We start from the raw sequence: 23860 nt of genomic DNA, 5'->3' as shown, positions 1-23860 counted from the left end.
TCATAGTTTAATATGGAGGGAAAAAAGTGAAGATTACAATGAAAGTCTATCTTGCTATTTTGACAGGAATCATGCTGATTTTGGCCTTAGGCTGCACAAATAAAAGCCAAGAACAGAAACCAGAACAGGAAAAGATAGCAAAAGTAAACTTTGATATTATCCAGGCGAAATCATTAAAAGTAGGTCAGATTCTGGGTATTGGCTATCCAGGAAATGATTTTGCTTTGTACGTAGCTACAGATGACGGCCTAAAAATGTATAATGGTTCTGAATGGTATGAAACAACAACGAACCAACATGATTACTTTGGCTTTCAAGCTATAAGTGCTGGTTTTATCGCAAGTGGTCAACCTCAAAAAGGATCGGGTCTTAAGGACCCTCTCGGTGTAATTCAGAGTGTTGATAAAGGACAAACCCTCAAGAAATTATCCTTTTATAATCAGTCGCTCTTCCATTTCGTGGGTGCGAGTTTTTCAGGAAAAGGTCTTTATGTAATAAACGAAGAACCTAATGGAAAACTGGGTCAAGGCGTGAATTATTCTCTGGATAATGGAGCGACGTGGAAAAAAAGTGCATTAAAGGATTTTAACGCGGATTCATTTGGGATGATCGCGGTTCATCCGAAAAATGGCAATATTATCGCGATGTCGACAAGGTCTGGTATTTTTTATTCGAACGACAATGGGAACACTATGAAGCAAATTACAGATCCATTTATGGTTACGGCACTTACATTTAGTGGAGACTCGATTTTATTTTCAAGTGTGGAAAACGAAAAAGTACTATTAAAAACAATCAATCCTGCAACTGGAGAACAAAAGAATATCGCTTTCCCATTCCTTGATTATGATAATCCAATTACTTATTTAGCGATTAATCCAAGAGATCCGAAGCAAATCGCCTTCACTACTTATAAGAATGATGTATATGAATCTATTGATGGTGGAATGAAGTGGAATAATCCTTTACAAAATGGAAAAACAGAGCTGAAATAATCTTTAGCTCTGTTTTTTTTTAGGTTAAAAGAAAAAAATATAAAATTTTGAACTTAGATAACTGTCTAGCTCCAGCGCCCAGCGGCTAATGGACTTCGCTCTTCTCCCTACGATAAGTCAACATCGGATCGCTACGCTCTCCGTGTTTCCTTTATCTCAGTCGAAGCGCTCCAGTCCATACGCCGCGCAAAGGAAGCGTGCGTTTCTATTTTTTCTTCTTCTCTTTTTCGGCTCGATAGAATTCATGGAACATTTTCATTAAGGCACGTTTTTCAATCCTTGAAACATAACTTCGTGATATTCCTAATTCTTTGGCAATCTCCCGTTGTGTTTTTTCTTTTTGTAGGTCAAGACCAAATCGCCCGATGATTACTTCCTTTTCTCGGTCATCCAGCACTTCAATATATTTTTTTACTTTCTCCAGTTCCATGTTTAGCTGAATCGTATCAATCACATCTTCTGATTCTGATTTAAGCACATCGATTAATGATATTTCGTTTCCTTCCTTATCTTGACCGATTGGATCATGCAAGGAAACATCTTTTTTTGTTTTCTTAAGAGCTCGTAAATGCATTAAAATTTCATTCTCAATACAACGTGCGGCATAGGTGGCGAGCTTTGTTCCTTTCCCCTCGGAGTAACTCTCAATCGCTTTAATTAACCCAATGGTTCCGATTGATATTAAATCTTCCGAATCCTCCCCAGTGTTTTCGAATTTTTTTACTATATGCGCGACCAATCTTAGGTTGTGTTCAATTAACATATTGCGCGCATGGGAATCTCCCTCTGCCATCAATCGAAGATATTTTCTTTCTTCTGCGGCAGATAGGGGTTGAGGAAAGGCATTATTTTTTACATAGGAAACAAGAAATAAGAATTCCTTCATTAAATATCCGAGAGCTGTTAAGATTCCAGACATCCACATCTACCCCCGTCTTTTTTGGCTTATTCGCCTATTATTAATTCCTATGAAGGAAAAGGGAAATTGTGTCTGTCCATAAACTTTTTTATTTAAGTAGGAATTTTATTATAAAAGGCTCTTTATACTTGGCTGTTGATTTCCGCTCCAATCAACATGTGCCAAAATCAATAATAACCTTTAACAGATCCTTATAAAAAAAGCATCAACCAAGGACTGGTTGGTGCTTTCTTGCTATTTCTATACTTTTTTCAGTTTAAATGGACTGACCATTAGGAATGATAGAATGATGATGATAAATAAGAATGTTTGGGAAGGGATATAGGGAATGGCTAAAAAGCTTAAGGTTGCCAAGCATCCTGCTGCTGTAATTGGTAGACCAGTAAAATAACCATTGCTTTCCGTTATATTGAAGCGTGCTAATCTGAAGGCGCCACAACCGATGTAGAAAACGGTAAAAAATGAACCCGGTCCGCCAAATTCATGTAAAATTCCTTGATATAGTAATAGTGCAGGTGCTACGCCAAATGATATAATATCACTCATGGAATCCAATTGTTTTCCTAACTCAGATTCAATATTAAATTTTCGTGCAATCATTCCGTCAAAACGATCGGCCAATGCGGCAATAAAAATTAACAGCAGGCTTAATCTCAAATTCCCATGAAGCCCGAATACAATGGCAAAACCGCCCAATGATAAGTTTGTTAAAGTGATAACATTAGCTGTTTGTGATTTGAGTTTTTTTATTGTTTGATCTAGTACGTCTAATAAAAACATGCTCCACACCACTCCTTTCTTACAAGCCGGAAGGTAAATTAATTTCTTTCATTCATTCTATATTATTTAATTTTAAGTGTTTTATGTCTTTTCGTAAAGAGTATTTTTACACTATTTGGGGGTAGTTAGATGATCCAAGGCTTTTATCGTCTATTGATTGAGTTAACAAATGGAAGGTGGACATCAGGAATTTTAAGAAGGTTTGCTCGTTCACATGTCAGTCGTTTCGTGGTACCATCCTTTGCAAAGATTTATCATTTAAATCTAGAAGAAATGGAGAAGGACTTGTCAGAATATCCTACTCTTCATGATTTATTCGTCAGGACATTGAAAAAGGATGCAAGAGAAATTGATAAAGGTGAGAATTCAGTTGTCAGTCCGGTGGATGCGGTTATCGAAGATGTGGGTCCGATTAAAGAGACGAGTGATATTCATGTCAAAGGAAAGACGTATTCCATTGAAGAAATGCTGGGAAATCCACAACTATTAGCCAAGTATTTAAATGGTACATACATGATCCTTTATTTAAGCCCAAGTCATTATCATCGTATTCACAGCCCTGTCAATGGAATCGTCACCAAACAATGGACGCTTGGTTCAAAATCATATCCAGTCAATAAGCTGGGGCTAAAATATGGGGTTCGAACACTCGCCAAGAATTATCGAGTGATAACTGAAGTGAAAACGGATTATGGGCATGTTGCAATCGTAAAGGTTGGGGCTATGTTTGTTAATTCAATTGAAACCACACACAAGGGATCAGAATTAGTGAAGGGCGGCGAAATGGCTTATTTTAGTTTTGGTTCGACCGTAGTCCTGTTATTCGAAAAAGATATTTTTCAAATGGATTCAAACGTTCAGACCCCTAAGGACATTAAGGTTGGAGAAAAACTTGGGGTTTTGAGAAATCAGTAACAAAAAACAGCCTCAGAGACTTGGTCTTGAGGCTAGACAAAAAGAAAAGCCCTTATAGAGCTATTGCTAATTTTATGATGAAATTTTTATTTTATGGTATAAGGAGCGTCTGAGCATTTCTGACTCAATAAGTCCAATAAAATCAGGGCTTAAGTTCAATTCTCTTGCTTTAAAATATGACTCAATTAATAATTCATCTGACAGTTTCCGCACGGCAGAATCCACCTCCGATTTGAAAATAAATTGTTCTATTATATGAACCATAAGCATAAAATGGTATGTTCAATTGGTGTACCCTAAATCTACCAAATTTATTCCTATAGAACAATCGTTCTAACTATCCACAGCTTCTGGTGGATAACTTGTGATTACTTTGTTTATAAAATGATGAAATGTGTATGATTCAATGGGTATAATGTTAATAACTTTATCCACAAAGGTGTGAAATGAAGATTTTTGTCGAAAAATATTTTTTGATTTTTTTAATCTCATCCTATTTTAGAAAGATTTAGGCGCTCATATAAAAAGCAATAATATTTTAAAATCATGTATTATCAGTTTTTGATGAATAATAAGACTATAAACAAATTACATTTAATCTTTGAAACAAAGGTTAAAATTGGTTATGATTGTACAAGAAAAAAATATTGAACGATTATATTTAGAATTCAATGAGGTGTAAGCTTAGTGCTAAAACAATTTTTACCGAATGAACATGTTAAAAGCATTCTTGATATATCCCCTGAACAGTTGAATGCAAAAGGGATTAAGGGGATCATTACTGATTTGGATAATACGTTAGTGGAATGGGATCGCCCCTATGCCACTCCTCAATTAATCAAATGGTTTGATGAAATTAGAAAACATAATATCCTCGTGACAATTGTTTCTAATAATAATGAAGAACGTGTCAAAGCCTTTTCTGATCCTTTAAAAATCCCCTTTATTTTTAGGGCTAGGAAGCCGTTTGCCATTGCCTTTCACAAGGCCATTTCACAAATGGGAATTAGAAAAGAAGAGGCAGTGGTAATTGGAGATCAGTTACTGACAGATGTACTTGGCGGGAACCGGGGTGGTTTTCATACGATCCTGGTTGTCCCTGTTGCTCAGACTGACGGGTTTTTTACAAAATTTAACCGCTTTGCCGAGAGAAGAATTTTAAATTGGTTTCGAAAAAAAGGTATGCTTCAATGGGAGGATTAATGTGTGAGTGAACATCAACATATTTGTATGGGTTGTGGAGTAAAGGTCCAAACAGAAAACCCAGAGGATCTAGGATACGCCCCAACATCGGCCTTGGAAAAAGAAATGATTATTTGCCAGCGATGTTTTCGTCTTAAGCACTATAATGAGGTTCAGGATGTTAGCTTAACCGACGATGATTTTTTAAAAATATTAAATGAAATGGGAAAGTCGGATGCCTTAATCGTGATGATTGTTGACATTTTTGATTTTAATGGCAGCTGGCTTCCAGGTTTACACCGTTTTGTAGGAAACAATAAAGTGCTTCTTGTTGGAAACAAGGTGGATTTATTGCCTAAATCTGTGAAGCATAGTAAGCTAATTCACTGGATGAAGCATGAAGCCAAAGAACTGGGGTTAAAGCCAGAAGATGTATTCCTTGTAAGTGCTGCGAAAGGCTTATTTGTTAAGGAAACGGCGGCGGCCATTGATGAACACCGAAATGGTAAAGACGTCTATGTGGTTGGGTGTACTAATGTTGGAAAATCTACGTTTATCAATCGAATCATTAAAGAAGTAACAGGAGAATCCGATGTTATTACCACCTCCCATTTTCCGGGAACGACGTTGGATATTATCAAAATTCCACTTGATGATGAAAAATCATTAATTGATTCGCCAGGTATTATCAACCATCATCAAATGGCGCATTATGTTGATAAGAGGGATTTAAAAATTATCACCCCCAAAAAAGAAATCAAGCCAAAAGTGTTTCAATTGAATGAAGGACAAACCTTATTCTTTGGCGGCTTGGCCCGCTTTGATTATATTAGTGGCGGCCGTAGATCCTTTGTTTGTTATGTTTCCAATGAATTGAATATTCACAGGACCAAAATCGAGAATGCGGACGAACTCTATGAAAAGCATGTGGGGGAAATGCTGACACCGCCTCGTATGGAACAATTAGAATCTTTTCCTGAGCTTGTGAAACAGGAATTTATTGTGAAAGAAGCAAAAACGGATATCGTTTTCTCAGGACTTGGTTGGATTACCGTAAATGAGGCGGGTGCAAAAGTAGCTGCCTATGTACCAAAAGGTGTACAAGCATTAATTCGAAAATCCTTAATATAAATAGATATCTTTAAGGTCAGGTTTTCACGTGCTGACATGGGTGGGGGGAATTCAGATGAAGAAATTATTTGCTGTTTTGGGGAATCCAATTGGACATAGTATGTCTCCGGTTATGATCAATGATTTATTTTCATTTTATAACATTGATGCAGCCTATCTGCCATTTCAAGTTAAGGAAGTGGATTTACATGATGCTGTCAAGGGATTAAAAGCGCTGGGCGTCAGTGGATTTAATGTAACTGTACCGCATAAAAGTAAAATCATTCCCTTTCTGGATGGCATAGATGAATTGGCCGCGAACATCGGGGCTGTGAATACCGTTGTAAATGAAAACGGTCAACTAATTGGCTATAACACGGATGGCCCTGGTTTTCTAAAAGGCTTAAATGCTTTTCTGCCTAAAATAACAGACCAAAAGGTTCTGATTATTGGAGCAGGCGGGGCTGCGAGAGCCATCTATTTAACTTTGGCAAAGGAAAACCCGCTCGTCTTGAACATTGCCAATCGCACGATAGAGAAAGCCTGGGAACTAATCAAAGAATGTCCTTATTCAGTTTGTTCTAGTGCTTGTTCGTTTGAAGAGGCAAGTGAATCATTAGGGGAATATGATTTAGTTATTCAAACGACACTGATTGGCATGTCCCCAAAAATTAATGAGCAGCCATTCCCACTAAATAAAATAAGGAATCAAACTGTCTTTTGTGATATCATATACAATCCGCTTGAAACGCAATTTTTACAAGAAGCGCGTCTTAATGGAGCAAGCATCCAAAACGGGATAGATATGTTTGTATATCAGGGCGCACTTGCTTTTGAAAAATGGACGGGAATTTTCCCTGATGTGGAAAGAATGAGAGATAATGTTTTAAAACAATTAGGAGGAAGAACATGTTAACAGGTAAGCAAAAAAGTTTTTTACGTTCAAAGGCGCACCACCTAGATCCGATATTTCAAGTAGGTAAAGGTGGAGTAAACGAAAATATGATTAAACAAGTAGCTGATGCACTTGAAGCAAGAGAGCTATTTAAAGTCAGCATTTTGCAAAATTGTGAAGAAGATAAAGCGGCCGTTGCTGAGCAGTTAGCTGAAGGTACGGGTGCAGAAATTGTTCAACTTATCGGAAATACCATTGTCCTTTATAAAGAGTCTGTGGAAAAGAAAACAATTAAACTTCCATAATTGAATGTATAAGGAGACGATCGCATGTTGAAGGTGGGAATATTGGGAGGAACCTTTGATCCTCCGCATTATGGACATCTTTTAATTGCAAATGAGGTTCTTTCCACTCTTCAGCTTGATGAAATTTGGTTTATGCCAAACCAAGAGCCTCCCCATAAGAGAAAATCAGAATCGATTAAAAATGAAGATCGCCTGCAAATGCTGGAATTAGCAATCGGTGGAAATGCTGCTTTTCGAGTGGAAACGATTGAACTTCATAGGGAAGGTCCTTCTTATACGGTCGATACCATGAAGATGATTAATGACCAGTACCCTGACCATCAGTTTTTCTTTATTATTGGGGCGGATATGATTGAATACCTGCCGAAATGGCATAAAATAGACGAACTTATTAAACTTGTCCAATTTGTTGGAGTTGAAAGACCGGCATATAGCAGTCAAACAGACTACCCTGTCCTTTATGTAGATGTTCCGGCACTGGATGTGTCATCTAGTATGATTAGGGATAGGGTGAAAAACGGAAAGACAGTTCGTTATCTACTGCCTGATCCGGTCGTTCAATATATCGAGGAGAAGCATTTATATGGAACGTGAAGAGGCGTTAAAGCTTGTAAAGGAACAATTAACCGATCATCGCTATCAGCATACTTTGGGAGTAATGGAGACAGCGATAGCACTTGCAAAGCAATATGGAGGCAATGAACAAAAAGCCGAATTAGCTGCGATTTTTCACGATTATGCAAAATTTCGTCCAAAAGACGAAATGAAGGAAATCATTACTGGTCAAGGATTTCCACAGGATTTGCTTGAATTTAATTCAGAATTGTGGCATGCACCTGCAGGGGCCTACTTGGTGAAAAAAGAAGCGGGGATCAGCGACCGTGAAGTATTGGAAGCAATCCGTTATCATACATCGGGAAGACCAGGAATGACTTTACTGGATAAAATTATTTATTTAGCCGATTACATTGAACCAGGCCGTCATTTTCCAGGCGTGGAAGAGGTACGAGATATGGCTAAAGAAAATTTAGATAGAGCACTAATTAAGGCCATTCAAAATACGATCATGTTTTTATTTAAAAAGAATCAAACAATATACCCTGATACATTCTATACGTACAATGATCTAATCAAAAAACTGGAGGATTGATTAATGGATAATCAAGAACTACTAAAAATTGCTGTTAAGGCAGCGGATGACAAACGTGCTGAAGACATTTTAGCCCTTAATATGAAGGGGATTTCTTTAATTGCTGATTACTTTATCATTTGTCACGGAAACTCAGATAAACAAGTACAGGCGATTGCAAAGGAAATGAAAGAAAAAGCCCAAGAACATGGATATGACGTAAAAAGAATTGAGGGTTATGATGAAGCAAGATGGGTGTTGATTGATCTTGGCGATGTTGTTGCCCACGTATTCCATCGTGACGAAAGAAGCTATTACAAATTGGAGCGTCTATGGGGCGATGCGCCGTTGGAAGACATCCACAGTGCGCTAAATACATGAGCTATCAGCAATTTGCGTATCTCTATGATGAACTGATGAAGGACGCACCATATGATGAGTGGGTCCAGTTTGTCAAAGATAAATGCGTGAACTATAACGTTACTGGCACTCGCTTGCTTGACCTAGCATGTGGGACAGGTGTACTCTCCGTCCGGTTAGCGAAAGACGGATTTCAAGTAACGGGAGTCGATTTATCTGAGGATATGCTAGCTGTGGCACAGGCGAAGGCCGAGGATGAAGGGGTTAGAATTCCGTTTTTTCAGCAGAATATGGCTGACTTGGAGGGCCAGGGGGAATTTGATGTCATCGGTATTTTTTGTGATTCGTTAAATTATCTTCAGAGCGAGCAAGAGGTAATGGCTACTTTTTCAAACGCCTTCCAGCATTTGAGCGATGAAGGCATATTCGTTTTTGATGTTCATTCGATTTATAAAATTTCTCATTTATTCATTAATCAAACCTTTGCTTCCAGTGAGGATCATGTCTCATTTATCTGGAATAGCTTCCCTGGAGAAAGTTCGAATAGTGTGGAACATGAGTTAAGCTTTTTTGTTTTGGATGAACGGACAGGAAAGTATGACCGATTTGATGAGATTCATTTTCAACGAACATATCCAGTCCAGCAATATTCAGACTGGTTAGTCGAGACTGGTTTTGAATTGTTGGAGGTTTGTGCTGATTTTAAAGATGCTAAGCCCTCAACACAATCAGAGCGAATCTTTTTTGTAGCGAAAAAAATAGAGAAAGCCATCTAAAAAAAGATGGCTTTTTATTATGAGAAAAGAAGGAGTTTGTCAGTAAATGGCGAAATTAATAATTAGAGAATTGCACCTCTACTTTATCTAGATCCTCTTTAAATTTTGCCTGCGTAGCCTGAAATAGGTGCTCAAATACGTCTCCGAGCTCGTTATCCAGTACTTTTATACCTTCACCGGTTATCCCGCCCTTTACACATACCTTTTCCTGCAGTGATGAAAGCGTATAATGCCCTTGCTTTAATAATTCACCCAGTCCCACAATCATTTCACTTGCCATAATTGTTGCGGCATCTTCGTCAATTTCTGTCTCTTTTACTGCCGCTTGGATGAAACTTTGGAGAAGATAGCTGAAGAAAGCTGGCCCGCAGCTAACGATATCAGAGGCAGGCCTCGTTATTTTTTCATCAATATGAAACGGCACCCCAATCTTCGTAATTAATTTCTCCACTTTCCTTTTCCAATGGTCACTGCAATTTTCCCCATAGGTAATCAATGACACCCCAGATAATGCGCGATTCGTAATACTTGGGATTACTCTAACGGCTGAACAGGAAACCTTCTTTTCAATTTGGCTTGTACTGATAGGGCTCGTTATAGAAATGAGACATTTTTCTGGGCTTAAATGTGGTTTAATTTCATCTAGAACTTGAAATACATCTAATGGTTTTACACAAATAAATACCAAGTCGGACTCCGCGGCAACTTCTCTTGGATTCGCTCCAACCCTTAGTTCCCTATATTTATCTTTAAGCACCATAGCTTTTGATTTTGTCCTGTTTGTAATCATGATAGAGGAAGGGGAAATGGCTTTTCCGTCAATCAAGGCCTCCACCAATATTCTCCCCATATTACCGGTACCGATAATGCCTATTTTCATTGTTCCGACCCTCCTTCGCATGCAAGTTTCTTTTATAACCATATGAAATCTGTAAGTGAAATATACCTTTAGAAAGGAAGGATTCAAGTGAAAGACTGGTTGATTGAACACAAGATCATTGTTGTAGTTGTTGCGATTATTGCACTCGGTGGATTTTATTTTTTTTATGTCAATGATGCCCCTGAGCCTATCCCCACTAATTCCCAAAGTATCGAAGAGAAATTTCAAGGGGAAGAGAAGGAAACAGAAAAGACGAAACCTGCTAATCTCCCAGAATTACCAGAGAAAATAATGGTAGATGTCAAGGGCCAAATCAAACTTCCAGGAGTATACCAAGCAAATACAAGTGAGAGAGTTATTGATGTTATCAGTCGAGCGGGTGGTTTAACGGACAAGGCCGACCAAGGTCAGGTGAATTTTGCCGAACATGTCCAAGATGAAATGATCATTTACATCCCAGCGAAGGGTGAGGCAGGACTTCCTTCTGCACCCTTGGGAGGCAGCCAAATTTCTTCAGGCGGCAATCAAAAGGAATCAAAAATTAATATAAATAAGGCGGATGAAACTGAATTGCAAAATCTCCCGGGCATCGGTCCTGCCAAAGCGGCTGCCATTATTGAATATAGGAATACAAACGGCCCTTTCAAAGCTATTGAAGACATGAAAAATATTAGCGGTATTGGGGATAAAACCTTCGAAAAATTTAAAGATTTACTTGCTATATAGTAAATCTCTAATTGACCTATAGGGACAATCACTATTAAACTTAAGTGAATGAACATAAAAGGGAGTGGGAGAAGTGGAACGAATCTCATGGGATCAATATTTTATGGCACAAAGCCATTTGCTCGCACTAAGAAGCACATGTACTAGGCTGACAGTGGGAGCTACAATTGTAAGGGATAAACGAATTATTGCTGGTGGCTATAATGGTTCAATAGCTGGTGGAGACCATTGTATTGATGAAGGTTGCTTCGTGATTGACAATCACTGTGTAAGAACCATACACGCTGAAATGAATGCGCTGCTTCAATGTGCTAAATTTGGTGTTCCGACTGCAGAAGCTGAAATTTATGTCACCCATTTCCCCTGCTTACAATGCTGTAAAGCGATTATCCAAGCGGGTATTAAAACCGTTTATTACGCGGAGGATTATAAAAATCACCCGTATGCAATTGAACTTTTTCAGCAGGCAAATGTTACCATTGAGAAGGTAGAGCTGCATGAGTCAGTGATTGATTTACGGAAGGTTAGTCAATAATTCTACGGATTGATGCCGGTTATTTCCGGCTCTTCCGTATTTTGTAATGAAAATACCTAAATGGAGAAGTCAAATGAATGGAAAATATATTTATTTTGCAATTGCAGCTTTATTAGGTGTGTTATGTGTTCAATTAACATTTCTCCCCTTTTTCTTATTACAAACCCTGTATCTTTATCTTCTATATAAATATAAACGATTTATGAAATTTCAACTTGGGCTTGTAGCTGTGTGTTTTTTGACCTTCTTTTTTATCGGTCAACATGCAGTCTCAACCAATAAAACAGCGATCCCCTCATCCACTACCACCTTTTATCTTCAATATACCGAAGACCCAAAAATTGATGGTGACTTATTACAAGTGCAGGCTGCTGATGCACGGTACAAGGAAAAACTCCTCATCCGCTACAAAATCCAATCAGAACAAGAAAAAGATCTATTAAAGACGAAAACCTTTTATCATTGTTTATGCAGGGTGTCAGGCACTCTGGGAAAACCGGCGATTGCCAAAAACCCTAATGCATTTAATTACCGAAAGTATTTATCTAGGAAGAACATTTATTGGATCATCGAGATCCAAGAAAACCCATTGCAAACTTGCTCTCCGATGAATCCTTCTCCAGTGGAATTGATAAAACAACTTCGATATTCTGGTATTAATTATCTTGAGTCACATTTTCCGATAGAAATTGCTTCACTTTCCGCCGCCTTACTATTTGGTGACAGAAATTTGTTTGACCCGGAAGTTTTAACTGCGTACCAAAAAACCGGTATTGTTCATTTGCTCGCCATTTCTGGACTCCATGTTTCGTTATTAATTGCGATGGTTTTTTATATCGGCATTCGATTTGGCCTAACGAGACAGTTTATGATCAATTTTCTTCTCATCATCCTGCCGATTTATGTCATTCTGACAGGCGGTTCACCATCTGTTATTCGCTCAGCGATGATGATTTTCCTCGTGTTACTTACTGTAAAGTTAAAAGCTCGCTTAAGGCTTTTTCCCCTGGATGCTATTAGCTTGGCATTTATTTCCTATTTATTTTTTAACCCAATGGTGATTTTTGATGCTGGCTTTCAACTCTCATTCTCAGTGAGTCTGGTGATCATTTTGTCTGCTCCATATATTTTGCAAGGCTATGAAAAGACGATAACGCGTATGCTTGCGACTTCGTTAGTTGCTCAATTAGCTGCACTCCCGTTCTTACTGTATCATTACTTTGAGGTTTCAATGATAGGTATCATCGCCAATATGGTCTATATTCCGCTTTTTTCATTTGTATACCTCCCAGGATTGTACCTTTTGTTTATCATCCAGTTTATGTTCGGAAAAACTCCGCTTATACTTATTAGCATTTTCAGAACAATCATTAGCCTCTCCAATTATCTTATAGAATATCTTGCTGACTTTACCTTCTTCCGCTTTATCCCTGGAAGACCAAATTGGTTTTTACTCATTGTGTATATTTTTATCCTGCTTTTGATTTTTTTTATTTGGGAAACTAAAGCGTATCCGAAAAGGAAGGTCCATCTTTTCGTATTGATTGTTGTGCTGATTATTTTTCAACAAGGCTGGAACTGGTTAAATCCATATGGTGAAGTGACCATGATTGATGTTGGCCAAGGGGATAGTATTTTGATTCACCTTGCACATGATAAAGGAACCTATCTCATTGATACAGGCGGGACAATGAACTACACAGAAGAAAAGTGGAGGGAACGAGCCAGAGCCTTTGAGGTAGGAAGGGATGTAGTTGTTCCCTTTTTAAAAGGACAAGGTATTACCAAAATTGACAAACTAATCTTAACTCATGGGGATATGGACCATATTGGGGGGGCATTCTCGATTATAAAAGAGCTTGAAGTAAAACAAATCCTAATGCCTTCTGTAGTGGAGCCATCAATTACTGAACTTGCCATTTTGGAGGAGGCGAAGAAGAAAAACATTACTGTCATAAAAGTGTCAGAAGGAGACAAGTGGATTATCGGGGAAAATGAATTTGATATCCTTTCACCTGAAAAGAATTTTGCTGGTGAAAGAAACAGCGGCTCCATAGCCTTTATTGCTCAATTAGGGGGAGTTAGTTGGTTTTTTGGTGGAGATCTTGATCAAGAAGGGGAAGAGAAAATCATAAAAAAATATCCTAATTTAAAGGTTGATGTTTTAAAAGCTGGTCATCATGGGAGTAAAACATCAAGTGCAGAATCTTTTATTAATCAAATTAGCCCAAGAATAGCATTAATTTCGGTCGGTGAAAAAAATCGTTTTGGTCACCCACATTCAGAGGTGCTTAACCGGTTAAGAAAAACAAATACAGTTATTTTTCGAACAGATCAGCAAGGAGCAATAACCTATAAATTTTATCAAGGAAAAGGAACCATTTCTCCCTATTTACCATAGGATAAAGCATCTCAAGAAAAATTAAAAAAGACTGCACGAATGCAGTCTCCTAAATTACCCATATGTAGCCATTCATTATGAACCGATTAATTTAATGACTGTAGCAACAATAAACATTATGGCAAAAAAACCAAAGGAAACCCCAAATCCTACCCCAGAATCAATCGCGTCGTTTCGTTTACTTTGCACATCTTTTTCAAATTCATTCACAGTCTACCCCTCCTATTTCACATATAGTATAAGTCATTCTCAAGAAAAAATCCAGCGTACATCAAAATGCTTTCCTTAACTGACAAGAGTTGTCAAAATAGTGAGACTGATAAAAGGCTACACTAAACTTACACAAGGAACTCCGCCAGATAATAGAATATCCTAGGGCTTCTATTGCAGGCGTTCATTATAGATTGGGAATTAGCACTTATTGATAAGTGCTAATTCCCTTTAAATGCTTGTCAAATTGTCCAAGCTTCTTTACCATATATATGAGTGGGAGAAGGGGAGCGCTGACAAATGGTAGTGGATATTTGGAGAAAAATTAAACAAAAGGAAATTGCTCCTATTTATTTATTATTTGGAACAGAGACATTCTTAATAAATGAAACAAAGCAATTATTACTTAACCATATTTTAAACGAAGAAGAAAAGGATTTTAATTTTGCGAGCTATGATTTAGAGGAAACGCCAATTGAGGTTGCAATCGAAGATGCGGAAACTTTTCCTTTTTTAGGAGAAAAGAAAATTATCTTTTTACATAATCCTGTTTTTTTAACGGCTGAAAAATCAAAAGAAAAGATTGATCATAATTTATCTAGGTTCGAAATGTATTTAAAAGAGCCGGCACCCTACTCAGTATTAGTTATTTCGGCACCATATGAAAAATTGGATGAACGGAAAAAAATAACGAAAGAATTAAAAAGAAATGCTGAAATAGTCGAAGCCAAAAAGTTAAATGAACATGATTTACGGAACTGGGTAAAGAGCAGGGCGAAAAGAAGTGGGATTGAATTTGAACCTGATGCTATTGAACAATTGCTCGCTTTGGTTGGAACAAATATGTTTATGATTACCAGTGAAGTGGACAAATTAGCATTATATGCTGCAGATGAAAAAAGAATTGATGTCAGCCTAGTGGAAAAATTAGTTGCTCGTTCACTAGAGCAAAATATTTTTACGCTCATTGAAAAAGTGGTTCAGCGAAAACTCGATGAGGCCCTAAGAATTTATTATGATTTGTTAAAACAAAATGAAGAGCCGATTAAGATTCTGGCATTGTTGGCAGGACAATTTAGGTTAATTTATCAAGTGAAGGAGCTCTCTAGAAGAGGATATGGACAGCAGCAAATAGCAGGTTTCTTGAAAACACACCCATTCCGAGTCAAACTTGCTCTCGGTCAAGCTCCTAAATTTACAGATGAAGAATTGGCTAATATAATTGACCTCCTTGCTGAAGCGGACTACCAAATGAAAACAGGAGGCATGAATAAATCTTTATTAATTGAGATGTTTCTATTTCATTTAAAGAAATAAAAAAACGATTCCTGTTAAAGGGAATCGTTTTTTTACGCTCAATTATAGAGCGTTAGTTTTTTTCATTAGACGGGATTTTTTACGAGCAGCAGCATTTTTGTGGATAAGACCTTTTGCAGCAGCCTTGTCTAATTTACTAGCAGCAGTTGCAAATACTTCTTTAGCAGCAGCACCGTCGTTAGTAGAAATAGCAGCTTCTACTTTCTTAACAGCAGTACGCATTGCAGATTTCGCAGTTGTATTTTGAGCATTACGAGCTTCGCTTGTTTTTACACGCTTAATAGCAGATTTAATATTAGGCATTACTTTCACCTCCTACAAAGAATCGAGACACTATATGAACTCGACTTAACATTCATAAAAAATAATTCAGAACATGAAATATTTTATCAAATGGAAGCCTATAATGCAATACTTGTTTCTACGAAGAAGAATATCATTTGCATGATTTATGCCGGAAAGGGCAAAAATAGGGAATAGTTTCTAGATTTTAGGAAAATTTTGATGGGAGTGAATAACAATGGGTGAGTCGATTGACTTAAGTCAGTACTCCGTTCGAACGGATTTGGCAATTGAAGCAAGGGAAATGGTCCTTACACAGCAGAAAGGAACTGTCGGGCAAGAGAAAGATCTTTCACAAATTGAAGGCGTGATTATTAAGGAAAAAGATGTTGATGACATAAAGATTTCATTAGTTGAAGTGACCAAACAGGGTGAACAACAGCTGGGCAAAAAGGCTGGTAGATATTTAACGGTAGAAGTACAAGGGATTCGCCAGCAAAATACAGAGGTACAGCAAAAGGTGGAAGAAATTTTCGCTAGAGAGTTTGCTTACTTTTTGGAGGGAACTGGGATTAAAAAGACGGATTCGTGTCTTGTTGTTGGGCTCGGAAATTGGAATGTAACCCCAGACGCACTTGGACCCATGGTATGTGAAAACTTGTTGGTTACGCGTCACCTTTTTCAGCTTCAGCCGGAAAATGTCGAAGAAGGCTATCGATCCGTAAGTGCATTATCACCTGGTGTTATGGGTTTAACCGGGATTGAGACAAGTGACATCATATTTGGAGTTGTTGAAAAAACAAAACCTGATTTTGTGATTGCCATTGATGCACTAGCATCACGATCGATTGAAAGAGTTAATTCGACGATCCAAATCTCTGATACAGGCATTCATCCTGGTTCCGGTGTCGGTAATAAAAGAAAAGAACTGAGTAAGGAAACCTTGGGTATTCCTGTCATTGCGATTGGAGTTCCGACCGTTGTCGATGCCGTCTCCATTACAAGTGATACGATTGATTTTATTCTCAAGCATTTTGGGAAAGAACTTCGTGAAGGAAATCGGCCTTCGAGGGCACTTGCACCAGCAGGAATGAGTTTCGGAGAAAAGCGAAAATTGACCGAAGAGGATTTACCTGAGGAACAGCACCGTAAGACGTTTCTTGGGATGATTGGTACACTAGAGGATGATGAAAAAAGAAAATTAATTTATGAGGTGTTATCTCCGATCGGACATAATTTAATGGTCACTCCAAAGGAAGTAGACGTTTTTATTGAAGATATGGCAAATTTGATTGCGAACGGATTGAATTCCTCGCTTCATAGTGCAGTGGACCAAGAGAATGCTGGGTATTATACAAAATAGCAGAATTTTTAGAGGTGCTTTCGAAATCTATGTTTTACAGGAAGTGCCTCGAAAATATAACTAGTGGTTCTATCGATTCTAGTATCTTCATAACATTTACTAGAATCCGATTTGCGAGGTGGAACCATGAAAGCTAGAAATTCAGGAACGTTTGTTATGGTACAAGGATCAAGTTTACTTAAAGCCGCTGGATTACTGTTAATATTTATGATAATGATTTTCTCTATTAGTGGATTATTAACCTCGTTAAAACCACAATATCGGCCTATGTCATCTTCAGTAAATCAGGCTGCAACAAATGTGAATGGAGAATTGCTTTATCAATTAATGGGCTGGGAAAACCATCATTTTTTATCAGTTGGACAAGACTGGACGGCAACTCCTAAATTAACCAACTTAGTATTTAAGCTATCAAGCAATATAAATTTAAATGATCCCCGAAGCCTGCTTGGCAGAGAGCTTCCTGGATTCTTTCAATTTGATGGGAAAATTGTTGTTGCTGGCGAGGGAACTAACTATACCAATATGCCAATAGAATCCGCCCCACCGATTGAAATTATGAAAGCCGAGCGGGAGGCATCACTGCAGAATTTAGATAGTATCGAAACGCCTGCAGGTGAAAAGCCGCCTGCTGATCCTAGTAAAACAACAGGCAAGCGTAAGGTTATGTATGTTTACTTTACACATAATCGGGAATCGTATATCCCATATCTAAAAGGGGTCAACGATCCTGATACGGCATATCATTCAAAGATAAACGTTACCAAAATCGGCGATCAACTAAAAACGAGCTTAGAAGATCGAGGAATCGGTACTTTTATTGATAAAACTGATATTCAAGGGAACTTAAATAAAAAACATTTAAGTTATGCTAAATCGTACCAAGAATCCCGTCCGGTTGTTCAAGCAGCAATGGCATCAAACCGAGATATAAATTATATTATTGATATTCATCGGGATTCACAACGAAAACCACAAACAACCGTAAGTATAAATGGTAAATCATATGCCAGACTTGCATTTATTATCGGTGGTAAAAACCCAAATTATGAAAAGAATGCAAAACTAGCAAAGGAGCTACACGATCTCCTACAAAAGAAGTATAAAGGTTTAAGCAGGGGAGTTATGATTAAAAACGCTGCTGGCTCTAACAGTATCTACAATCAAAACCTGTCTGAAAATGCACTTTTGATTGAATTTGGCGGAGTGGATAATACGTTTGAAGAATTAAATCGCTCGGCTGACGCGCTTGCCGATGTATTTAGTGAATTTTACTGGCAGGCTGAAAAAGTTAACCAGGATGTTGAGCAATCAACCAATAAACAATAGATGTAAGGGAGCATTTTTTATGAAGATGTTCATGTTAAAAAGCTTATGCTTAAGCGCTCTCATGTTAATCTCTGTTTTAGTAGGAATGCAATTAGCTAATGATGGTATTCATAAAATGAAAGGCTATGATGATCCCAATTTTCAAAATGCTGTCAGTTTAAATGAAACGGACAGTGACCTAAGAGCTACCTTTCTGGGGAATGATATCTCAAGCCATGATCTTGAGGCAAAGAAGAAGAAACTCGAAGAAATAAGTGCTTATAATTTTTTTTCTTCGATGGGAAAGAAGATGTCTGAAGGGATATCAGGTGCCTCCGAAAAAATAGTTGATCTCATAGCTGATTAAAACGTGTAAGTGGCACCTTTTGGGTGCCGCTATTTTATTTCAGGAAATAATCTTATTAGAGTTTCCATTGAATCTTCTTAATCCTATTGTTATAATTCAAAATAGTGTATATGTGCGAGTATAGTAGGAGTGAAATACCGTGAACAATGATGAAAGACTTAAACGACAATCAAAAATTAGAAATTTCTCGATTATTGCCCATATCGATCATGGGAAATCAACATTGGCTGACCGAATTTTGGAAAAAACCAATGCCTTAACCTCTCGGGAAATGAAAGACCAGCTATTAGATTCAATGGACCTTGAAAGAGAACGCGGGATTACCATTAAGTTAAATGCCGTCCAGTTAAAATACAAAGCAAAAGATGGAGAAGAATATATTTTCCATTTAATTGATACACCGGGACATGTCGATTTTACGTATGAGGTATCAAGGAGCCTTGCAGCCTGTGAAGGGGCTGTTTTAGTCGTTGACGCTGCACAAGGAATTGAAGCACAGACACTAGCGAACGTTTACCTTGCCCTTGATAACGACCTTGAAATATTACCAGTCATCAATAAAATCGACTTACCTAGTGCTGACCCAGAACGGGTCCGCGGTGAAATTGAGGAAGTCATCGGCTTAGATGCTTCAGAAGCTGTATTAGCTTCAGCTAAAGCAGGTATCGGGATCGAAGAAATCCTTGAACAGGTTGTGCAAAAAGTTCCTGCACCAACAGGAGATCCGGAAGCACCATTAAAAGCGCTGATTTTCGATTCCCTCTATGATGCCTATCGTGGTGTTGTTGCCTACATCCGTGTTGTAGAAGGAACTGTTAAAGTTGGCGACAAAGTAAGAATGATGGCTACTGGGAAAGAATTTGAAGTGAATGAGGTAGGTGTATTTACACCAAAAGCGACGTTGCTTGATGAGTTAACCGTCGGAGATGTTGGCTTTTTATCTGCATCGATTAAAAATGTCGGTGACACTCGCGTCGGTGATACGATTACAAATGCGAAAAATGGGGCAACAGAAGCCCTTCCTGGTTACCGCAAACTCAATCCAATGGTTTATTGCGGGTTATATCCAATTGATACAGCGAAATTTAATGACCTGCGTGAAGCGCTTGAAAAGCTGCAGTTAAATGATTCATCACTTCAATTTGAACCTGAAACATCGCAAGCACTTGGATTCGGTTTCCGTTGTGGATTTTTAGGACTTCTTCATATGGAAATCATTCAAGAACGGATTGAGCGTGAATTCAAAATTGACTTAATTACGACTGCACCAAGTGTTATCTATCACGTTCACATGACAGATGGTTCTGAAATAAAGGTGGATAATCCATCGGATTTACCAGATCCGCAAAAAATAGACCGTGTGGAAGAGCCATATGTAAAAGCAACAATGATGGCACCGAATGATTATGTAGGAACGATTATGGAACTGTGCCAACTTAAACGCGGTATTTTTGTTACGATGGAATATCTGGCTGAAAATAGGGTGAGTATCATCTATGAGATGCCATTAGCGGAAATTGTTTACGATTTCTTTGATCAATTAAAATCAAGCACAAGAGGATATGCATCCTTTGATTACGAATTAATTGGTTATAAGCCTTCGAGTCTGGTTAAAATGGACATATTGTTAAATGCTGAAAAAGTCGATGCACTCAGCTTTATTGTCCATAAAGATTTTGCGTATGAACGCGGAAAAATCATCGTCGAAAAGCTGAAAGAACTTATTCCAAGACAACAGTTTGAGGTTCCTATTCAAGCTGCAATTGGTCAAAAAATTGTTGCTCGTTCCACAATTAAAGCCATGCGTAAAAACGTATTAGCAAAATGTTATGGTGGAGATATCTCTCGTAAACGTAAATTGTTAGAAAAGCAAAAAGAAGGTAAGAAGCGGATGAAACAGGTTGGATCCGTTGAAGTACCACAAGAAGCATTTATGGCTGTCTTAAAAATGGATGATAACAACACAAAAAAATAAACTAGCGGGAGGTTAGGACAAGCCATTTTTTCGGGCGAATTCTAGCCTCTTTTTGTTACAAGAACAGAGGAAGTGAAAGAAATGATTAAATCTGCTTATCTCCATATCCCCTTTTGCGAACATATTTGCCATTATTGTGATTTTAATAAAGTATTTCTTAAGGGACAGCCGGTAGATGACTATTTAAATGCTCTTGATCAAGAAATGAAAATGACGGTTAACCATTTTCCCACAAGTGATCTGCAAACGATATTTGTCGGTGGAGGTACGCCGACATCGTTAAATGAGCAGCAACTGGATCGTTTTTGTGAGAGTATTAACAGGAATTTACCCAAGAGCAAGCAGTTGGAATTTACCTTTGAAGCGAACCCAGGTGATTTAACAAAGGAAAAATTACAAATATTAAAAGATGCAGGTGTAAATCGCCTTAGTCTTGGTGTGCAAACCTTTAATGAGGAATTACTAAAAAAAATCGGTCGCGTTCATAAAGCGAAAGATGTTTATCAAACCATTGATAACGCAAAATCTTTAGGCTTTGACAATATCAGCATCGATCTGATCTTCAGTTTACCGTCACAAACGATAATTGATTTTAAAGAGTCGTTAACAGAAGCTTTTTCCCTTGATATCTCACATTACTCAGCCTATTCCTTAATCATTGAACCGAAAACGGTCTTTTATAACTTACTGAAAAAAGGAAAGCTTCCAACTCCTGGTGAGGATGTGGAAGCAGCCATGTATGAATTACTAATGGAAGAAATGGAAAAGCATGGCTTTAACCAATATGAAATTAGTAATTTCTCCAAACCTGGTTTTGAAAGCAGGCATAACTTAACCTATTGGAACAACGAATCCTATTATGGGTTTGGAGCGGGGGCACATAGTTATTTAAATGGGATGAGACGTTCAAATACAGGTCCGTTAAAAAGATATATGGACCAAATTAATAGTGGTATACTCCCTGTTATTGAGGAACATCAGACCACAAAAGTAGAACAAATGGAAGAAGAAATGTTCTTAGGTTTACGCAAAACAGCCGGGGTATCGGTCCGTCACTTTATTGAAAAGTTTTCTGTTGATCCACTTCAGTTATTCGAAAAAGAGATTGCGGAATTAACTGCTAAACAGTGGTTAGCAGTGGGGAAAGATCATATATTTTTAACAAAAAAGGGCCGGTTGTTAGGAAATGAAGTTTTTCAGGCATTTTTAAGATAACGCATTGGATTTTATTAACAGTCATACTTCAGCTCGTCTATGTTTCTTTTTGATTGACACCATCCCCCCTTTTTTGATAATTTATTAGTATAATTAGCACTCGGTAACTAGGAGTGCTAACAGAGGTGATGAATGTTGTTAACAGATCGTCAATTGTTAATTCTTCAGGTTATTGTTGATGACTTTATTCGATCTGCCCAACCAGTCGGCTCAAGAAGCTTGTCGAAAAAAGAGGAAATCTCTTTTAGTTCGGCAACTATTCGCAATGAAATGTCCGACCTTGAAGAGTTGGGATATATTGAAAAGACACATACCTCTTCAGGACGTGTCCCATCGGAAAAAGGTTATCGGTATTATGTTGATCATCTCCTGTCTCCACAGGTGTTAAATCAGCATGATGTATCCATTATTCAGTCGATTTTTGCTGAGAAAATTTTCGAGTTCGAAAAAATTATTCAGAGGTCAGCAAAAATATTATCGGAACTAACCAATTACACATCGATTGTCCTTGGTCCTGCAGTAAGTATTAATAAGTTAAAAAGAATTCAAATCATCCCATTAAATAAAGAAACCGCGGTGGCCATTTTTGTAACAGATACGGGACATGTTGAAAACAGGACCTTTTCTTTACCGCCCTCCGTGGATGCAAGTGATTTAGAAAAAACAGTAAATATCTTGAATGATCGTTTAGCGGGAGTTCCACTTGAAGACTTAAATGATAAAATTTATAAGGAAGTTGCCATGCTCTTAAGGCAGCATATCCATAATTATGATCTAATGCTGTATACGATCGCTGATTCATTAAAAATGCCTAGCAATGAAAAACTTTTCTTTGGTGGAAAAACAAATATGTTAAGCCAGCCGGAGTTTCATGATGTAGCAAAACTCCGCAGCCTGCTAACCATGATTGACCAAGAAGAGTGGATCTATAACTTAATCAGAAATGATTCAGCGGGTATTCATGTCAAAATTGGCAGAGAAAATAATAATAGTGTCATGGATAATTGCAGCTTAATCACAGCTACCTATTCAGCAGGTGCTGAAAATTTAGGAACGATTGCCATCCTTGGTCCTACAAGAATGGAATATTCTAGAGTCATTAGCTTATTACAATTTTTTAGTAAGGATTTAACGGCTGTTTTAACAAAGTTGTATCAAAATAAATAGCACTGGAAATATTGAGTAAGGGTGAAAAACCGTTTATTTCACCTAGGTGAAATGCCGTTAATTTCATCCCCTTTCTTGTGAATATGAATTTTAAAATAAATGGGTGCAAATGCTTTAAGGGAGGTGAGTAAGTTGACAAATGAGAATAATAACACGATAAATGAAGAAGTTGAGATTGAAAATACTGATAATGTTGAACTTACCGATGAAAAAACGGTTGAGACTGTTTTTGAAGAGGATGGCACAACAGAAAAAGTTGATGTCCTTCCAGTTGATGAAAAGGAACAAGAAATTCAATTGCTGAAGGCAAAATTAGATGAAGCAGATAATCGATATCTACGACTACAAGCAGATTTTGATAATTTCCGGAGGCGTACTAGATTAGATCTAGAAGCAAGCCAAAAATATAGAGCACAAAAATTAATTACAGATTTACTGCCTGCAATAGACAACTTTGAAAGAGCAATGAAAGTTGAAGCAGATAATGAACAAACAAAGACACTTCTGCAAGGGATGGACATGGTTTACCGTAGTTTGCTGGATGCCTTGAAAATTGAAGGTGTTGAACCTATTGAATCGGTAGGCAAAGAGTTTGATCCGTATCAGCATCAAGCTGTAATGCAGGGTGAGGACGAGAACTATGGCTCTAACATTGTGACGGATGAATTTCAAAAAGGTTATTTGTTAAAGGATCGTGTCATTCGCCCAGCAATGGTGAAAGTAAATCAATAAAACTACATATTTTTTT

The 23860-nt window shown here is 37.7% G+C and carries 26 protein-coding genes and 1 pseudogene; 21 read left to right on the top strand and 6 right to left on the bottom strand.

Going from position 1 to position 23860, the window contains the following annotated elements; all coding sequences use genetic code 11:
* Window positions 1-26: 26 nt before the first annotated feature.
* Window positions 27-995 (top strand): F510_1955 family glycosylhydrolase, encoded by a 969-nt coding sequence (locus tag AB7942_RS07395; protein WP_369446345.1) that lies wholly within the window; start codon window positions 27-29, stop codon window positions 993-995.
* 205 nt (window positions 996-1200) lie between these two features.
* Here AB7942_RS07395 and sigK read toward each other — a convergent pair whose 3' ends face one another.
* Both sigK and pssA read right to left on the bottom strand, forming a co-directional pair.
* Entirely contained in the window at window positions 1201-1914 is a 714-nt protein-coding gene (gene sigK, locus AB7942_RS07390; protein ID WP_066257756.1) for an RNA polymerase sporulation sigma factor SigK, read from the bottom strand.
* A gap of 240 nt (window positions 1915-2154) precedes the next feature.
* Window positions 2155-2694: a CDP-diacylglycerol--serine O-phosphatidyltransferase gene (gene pssA / locus AB7942_RS07385; RefSeq protein ID WP_088089057.1), complete on the bottom strand. Its 540-nt coding sequence runs from the start codon at window positions 2692-2694 to the stop codon at window positions 2155-2157.
* A 129-nt stretch (window positions 2695-2823) separates the two neighbouring features.
* Here pssA and AB7942_RS07380 point away from each other — a divergent pair, with 129 nt between their 5' ends.
* Window positions 2824-3609, top strand: a complete 786-nt coding sequence (locus tag AB7942_RS07380) for a phosphatidylserine decarboxylase (RefSeq protein WP_369446344.1) — start codon at window positions 2824-2826, stop codon at window positions 3607-3609.
* A gap of 72 nt (window positions 3610-3681) precedes the next feature.
* Here the strand turns inward: AB7942_RS07380 and AB7942_RS07375 are convergent, their stop codons facing one another.
* A complete protein-coding gene (locus tag AB7942_RS07375) occupies window positions 3682-3822 on the bottom strand; it encodes a sporulation histidine kinase inhibitor Sda (RefSeq protein WP_088089055.1) in 141 nt (46 codons plus the stop codon).
* A 474-nt stretch (window positions 3823-4296) separates the two neighbouring features.
* Between AB7942_RS07375 and AB7942_RS07370 the strand changes: the two genes are divergently transcribed.
* From AB7942_RS07370 to AB7942_RS07335, 8 genes are read left to right on the top strand one after another with little or no spacing between them, the layout of a single operon-like run.
* Entirely contained in the window at window positions 4297-4812 is a 516-nt protein-coding gene (locus tag AB7942_RS07370) for a YqeG family HAD IIIA-type phosphatase (protein ID WP_088089054.1), read from the top strand.
* Window positions 4813-4815: 3 nt separating this feature from the next.
* Window positions 4816-5922: a ribosome biogenesis GTPase YqeH gene (gene yqeH, locus AB7942_RS07365; protein ID WP_369446343.1), complete on the top strand. Its 1107-nt coding sequence runs from the start codon at window positions 4816-4818 to the stop codon at window positions 5920-5922.
* 55 nt (window positions 5923-5977) lie between these two features.
* Window positions 5978-6817 (top strand): shikimate dehydrogenase, encoded by an 840-nt coding sequence (gene aroE, locus AB7942_RS07360; protein ID WP_369446342.1) that lies wholly within the window; start codon window positions 5978-5980, stop codon window positions 6815-6817.
* The gene (gene yhbY, locus AB7942_RS07355) at window positions 6811-7101 is read left to right on the top strand and encodes a ribosome assembly RNA-binding protein YhbY (RefSeq protein ID WP_088089051.1); all 291 of its coding nucleotides are present in this window, start codon (window positions 6811-6813) and stop codon (window positions 7099-7101) included. Before aroE ends, yhbY begins: the two co-directional genes overlap by 7 nt.
* A gap of 24 nt (window positions 7102-7125) precedes the next feature.
* Complete coding sequence (locus tag AB7942_RS07350; RefSeq protein WP_369446341.1) at window positions 7126-7695, top strand: nicotinate-nucleotide adenylyltransferase; 570 nt, start codon at window positions 7126-7128, stop codon at window positions 7693-7695.
* The gene (yqeK, locus tag AB7942_RS07345) at window positions 7685-8251 is read left to right on the top strand and encodes a bis(5'-nucleosyl)-tetraphosphatase (symmetrical) YqeK (protein ID WP_369446340.1); all 567 of its coding nucleotides are present in this window, start codon (window positions 7685-7687) and stop codon (window positions 8249-8251) included. The genes AB7942_RS07350 and yqeK overlap by 11 nt, the downstream gene beginning before the upstream one ends.
* Window positions 8252-8254: 3 nt before the next feature.
* Window positions 8255-8611 carry a ribosome silencing factor gene (rsfS, locus tag AB7942_RS07340; protein WP_168245136.1) on the top strand — a complete coding sequence of 119 codons (357 nt, stop codon included), beginning with the start codon at window positions 8255-8257 and terminating at the stop codon, window positions 8609-8611.
* Window positions 8608-9366: a class I SAM-dependent DNA methyltransferase gene (locus tag AB7942_RS07335; RefSeq protein ID WP_369446339.1), complete on the top strand. Its 759-nt coding sequence runs from the start codon at window positions 8608-8610 to the stop codon at window positions 9364-9366. Before rsfS ends, AB7942_RS07335 begins: the two co-directional genes overlap by 4 nt.
* A 55-nt stretch (window positions 9367-9421) precedes the next feature.
* Here AB7942_RS07335 and comER read toward each other — a convergent pair whose 3' ends face one another.
* The gene (gene comER / locus AB7942_RS07330; protein WP_369446338.1) at window positions 9422-10246 is read right to left on the bottom strand and encodes a late competence protein ComER; all 825 of its coding nucleotides are present in this window, start codon (window positions 10244-10246) and stop codon (window positions 9422-9424) included.
* An 87-nt stretch (window positions 10247-10333) separates the two neighbouring features.
* Between comER and AB7942_RS07325 the strand changes: the two genes are divergently transcribed.
* From AB7942_RS07325 to AB7942_RS07315, 3 genes and pseudogenes are all read left to right on the top strand, one after another.
* Window positions 10334-10972 (top strand): helix-hairpin-helix domain-containing protein, encoded by a 639-nt coding sequence (locus AB7942_RS07325; protein WP_369446337.1) that lies wholly within the window; start codon window positions 10334-10336, stop codon window positions 10970-10972.
* 73 nt (window positions 10973-11045) lie between these two features.
* Window positions 11046-11492: pseudogene (locus tag AB7942_RS07320) on the top strand (ComE operon protein 2); the annotation flags it as partial.
* Window positions 11493-11580: 88 nt separating this feature from the next.
* Window positions 11581-13908, top strand: coding sequence for a DNA internalization-related competence protein ComEC/Rec2 (locus AB7942_RS07315; RefSeq protein WP_369446336.1), 2328 nt, complete (start codon window positions 11581-11583; stop codon window positions 13906-13908).
* A gap of 75 nt (window positions 13909-13983) precedes the next feature.
* Here AB7942_RS07315 and AB7942_RS07310 read toward each other — a convergent pair whose 3' ends face one another.
* Window positions 13984-14118 (bottom strand): YqzM family protein, encoded by a 135-nt coding sequence (locus AB7942_RS07310; RefSeq protein ID WP_369446335.1) that lies wholly within the window; start codon window positions 14116-14118, stop codon window positions 13984-13986.
* Window positions 14119-14418: 300 nt separating this feature from the next.
* Here AB7942_RS07310 and holA point away from each other — a divergent pair, with 300 nt between their 5' ends.
* Entirely contained in the window at window positions 14419-15435 is a 1017-nt protein-coding gene (holA, locus tag AB7942_RS07305; protein ID WP_369446334.1) for a DNA polymerase III subunit delta, read from the top strand.
* A 42-nt stretch (window positions 15436-15477) separates the two neighbouring features.
* Here the strand turns inward: holA and rpsT are convergent, their stop codons facing one another.
* The gene (gene rpsT / locus AB7942_RS07300) at window positions 15478-15738 is read right to left on the bottom strand and encodes a 30S ribosomal protein S20 (RefSeq protein ID WP_088089041.1); all 261 of its coding nucleotides are present in this window, start codon (window positions 15736-15738) and stop codon (window positions 15478-15480) included.
* Window positions 15739-15955: 217 nt separating this feature from the next.
* Between rpsT and gpr the strand changes: the two genes are divergently transcribed.
* From gpr to grpE, 7 genes are all read left to right on the top strand, one after another.
* Window positions 15956-17080 carry a GPR endopeptidase gene (gpr, locus tag AB7942_RS07295; protein WP_088089040.1) on the top strand — a complete coding sequence of 375 codons (1125 nt, stop codon included), beginning with the start codon at window positions 15956-15958 and terminating at the stop codon, window positions 17078-17080.
* Window positions 17081-17206: 126 nt separating this feature from the next.
* Window positions 17207-18409: a stage II sporulation protein P gene (spoIIP, locus tag AB7942_RS07290; protein ID WP_088089039.1), complete on the top strand. Its 1203-nt coding sequence runs from the start codon at window positions 17207-17209 to the stop codon at window positions 18407-18409.
* Window positions 18410-18428: 19 nt separating this feature from the next.
* A complete protein-coding gene (locus AB7942_RS07285; protein ID WP_088089038.1) occupies window positions 18429-18755 on the top strand; it encodes a DUF3679 domain-containing protein in 327 nt (108 codons plus the stop codon).
* Window positions 18756-18894: 139 nt separating this feature from the next.
* On the top strand, window positions 18895-20730 hold the full coding sequence (lepA, locus tag AB7942_RS07280) for a translation elongation factor 4 (protein WP_098931368.1): 1836 nt from the start codon (window positions 18895-18897) through the stop codon (window positions 20728-20730).
* 81 nt (window positions 20731-20811) lie between these two features.
* The gene (gene hemW, locus AB7942_RS07275; RefSeq protein ID WP_369446333.1) at window positions 20812-21945 is read left to right on the top strand and encodes a radical SAM family heme chaperone HemW; all 1134 of its coding nucleotides are present in this window, start codon (window positions 20812-20814) and stop codon (window positions 21943-21945) included.
* Between the two features lie 135 nt (window positions 21946-22080).
* The gene (gene hrcA / locus AB7942_RS07270; RefSeq protein WP_088089035.1) at window positions 22081-23112 is read left to right on the top strand and encodes a heat-inducible transcriptional repressor HrcA; all 1032 of its coding nucleotides are present in this window, start codon (window positions 22081-22083) and stop codon (window positions 23110-23112) included.
* A 132-nt stretch (window positions 23113-23244) separates the two neighbouring features.
* Entirely contained in the window at window positions 23245-23844 is a 600-nt protein-coding gene (gene grpE, locus AB7942_RS07265) for a nucleotide exchange factor GrpE (RefSeq protein WP_369446332.1), read from the top strand.
* The last annotated feature ends 16 nt before the right edge of the window (window positions 23845-23860 follow it).

The sequence above is a fragment of the Neobacillus sp. BF23-41 genome, from assembly GCF_041106275.1.
This window is presented reverse-complemented; position numbering and strand designations above follow the sequence as displayed.

Coding starts and splice junctions, on each gene's coding strand:
- sigK (WP_066257756.1), bottom strand. CDS start 1,914: ATGTCTGGAATCTTAACAGCTCTCGGATATTTAATGAAGGAATTCTTA.
- pssA (WP_088089057.1), bottom strand. CDS start 2,694: ATGTTTTTATTAGACGTACTAGATCAAACAATAAAAAAACTCAAATCA.
- AB7942_RS07380 (WP_369446344.1), top strand. CDS start 2,824: ATGATCCAAGGCTTTTATCGTCTATTGATTGAGTTAACAAATGGAAGG.
- aroE (WP_369446342.1), top strand. CDS start 5,978: ATGAAGAAATTATTTGCTGTTTTGGGGAATCCAATTGGACATAGTATG.
- yhbY (WP_088089051.1), top strand. CDS start 6,811: ATGTTAACAGGTAAGCAAAAAAGTTTTTTACGTTCAAAGGCGCACCAC.
- AB7942_RS07350 (WP_369446341.1), top strand. CDS start 7,126: ATGTTGAAGGTGGGAATATTGGGAGGAACCTTTGATCCTCCGCATTAT.
- yqeK (WP_369446340.1), top strand. CDS start 7,685: ATGGAACGTGAAGAGGCGTTAAAGCTTGTAAAGGAACAATTAACCGAT.
- rsfS (WP_168245136.1), top strand. CDS start 8,255: ATGGATAATCAAGAACTACTAAAAATTGCTGTTAAGGCAGCGGATGAC.
- AB7942_RS07335 (WP_369446339.1), top strand. CDS start 8,608: ATGAGCTATCAGCAATTTGCGTATCTCTATGATGAACTGATGAAGGAC.
- comER (WP_369446338.1), bottom strand. CDS start 10,246: ATGAAAATAGGCATTATCGGTACCGGTAATATGGGGAGAATATTGGTG.
- AB7942_RS07315 (WP_369446336.1), top strand. CDS start 11,581: ATGAATGGAAAATATATTTATTTTGCAATTGCAGCTTTATTAGGTGTG.
- holA (WP_369446334.1), top strand. CDS start 14,419: ATGGTAGTGGATATTTGGAGAAAAATTAAACAAAAGGAAATTGCTCCT.
- rpsT (WP_088089041.1), bottom strand. CDS start 15,738: ATGCCTAATATTAAATCTGCTATTAAGCGTGTAAAAACAAGCGAAGCT.
- gpr (WP_088089040.1), top strand. CDS start 15,956: ATGGGTGAGTCGATTGACTTAAGTCAGTACTCCGTTCGAACGGATTTG.
- spoIIP (WP_088089039.1), top strand. CDS start 17,207: ATGAAAGCTAGAAATTCAGGAACGTTTGTTATGGTACAAGGATCAAGT.
- AB7942_RS07285 (WP_088089038.1), top strand. CDS start 18,429: ATGAAGATGTTCATGTTAAAAAGCTTATGCTTAAGCGCTCTCATGTTA.
- hemW (WP_369446333.1), top strand. CDS start 20,812: ATGATTAAATCTGCTTATCTCCATATCCCCTTTTGCGAACATATTTGC.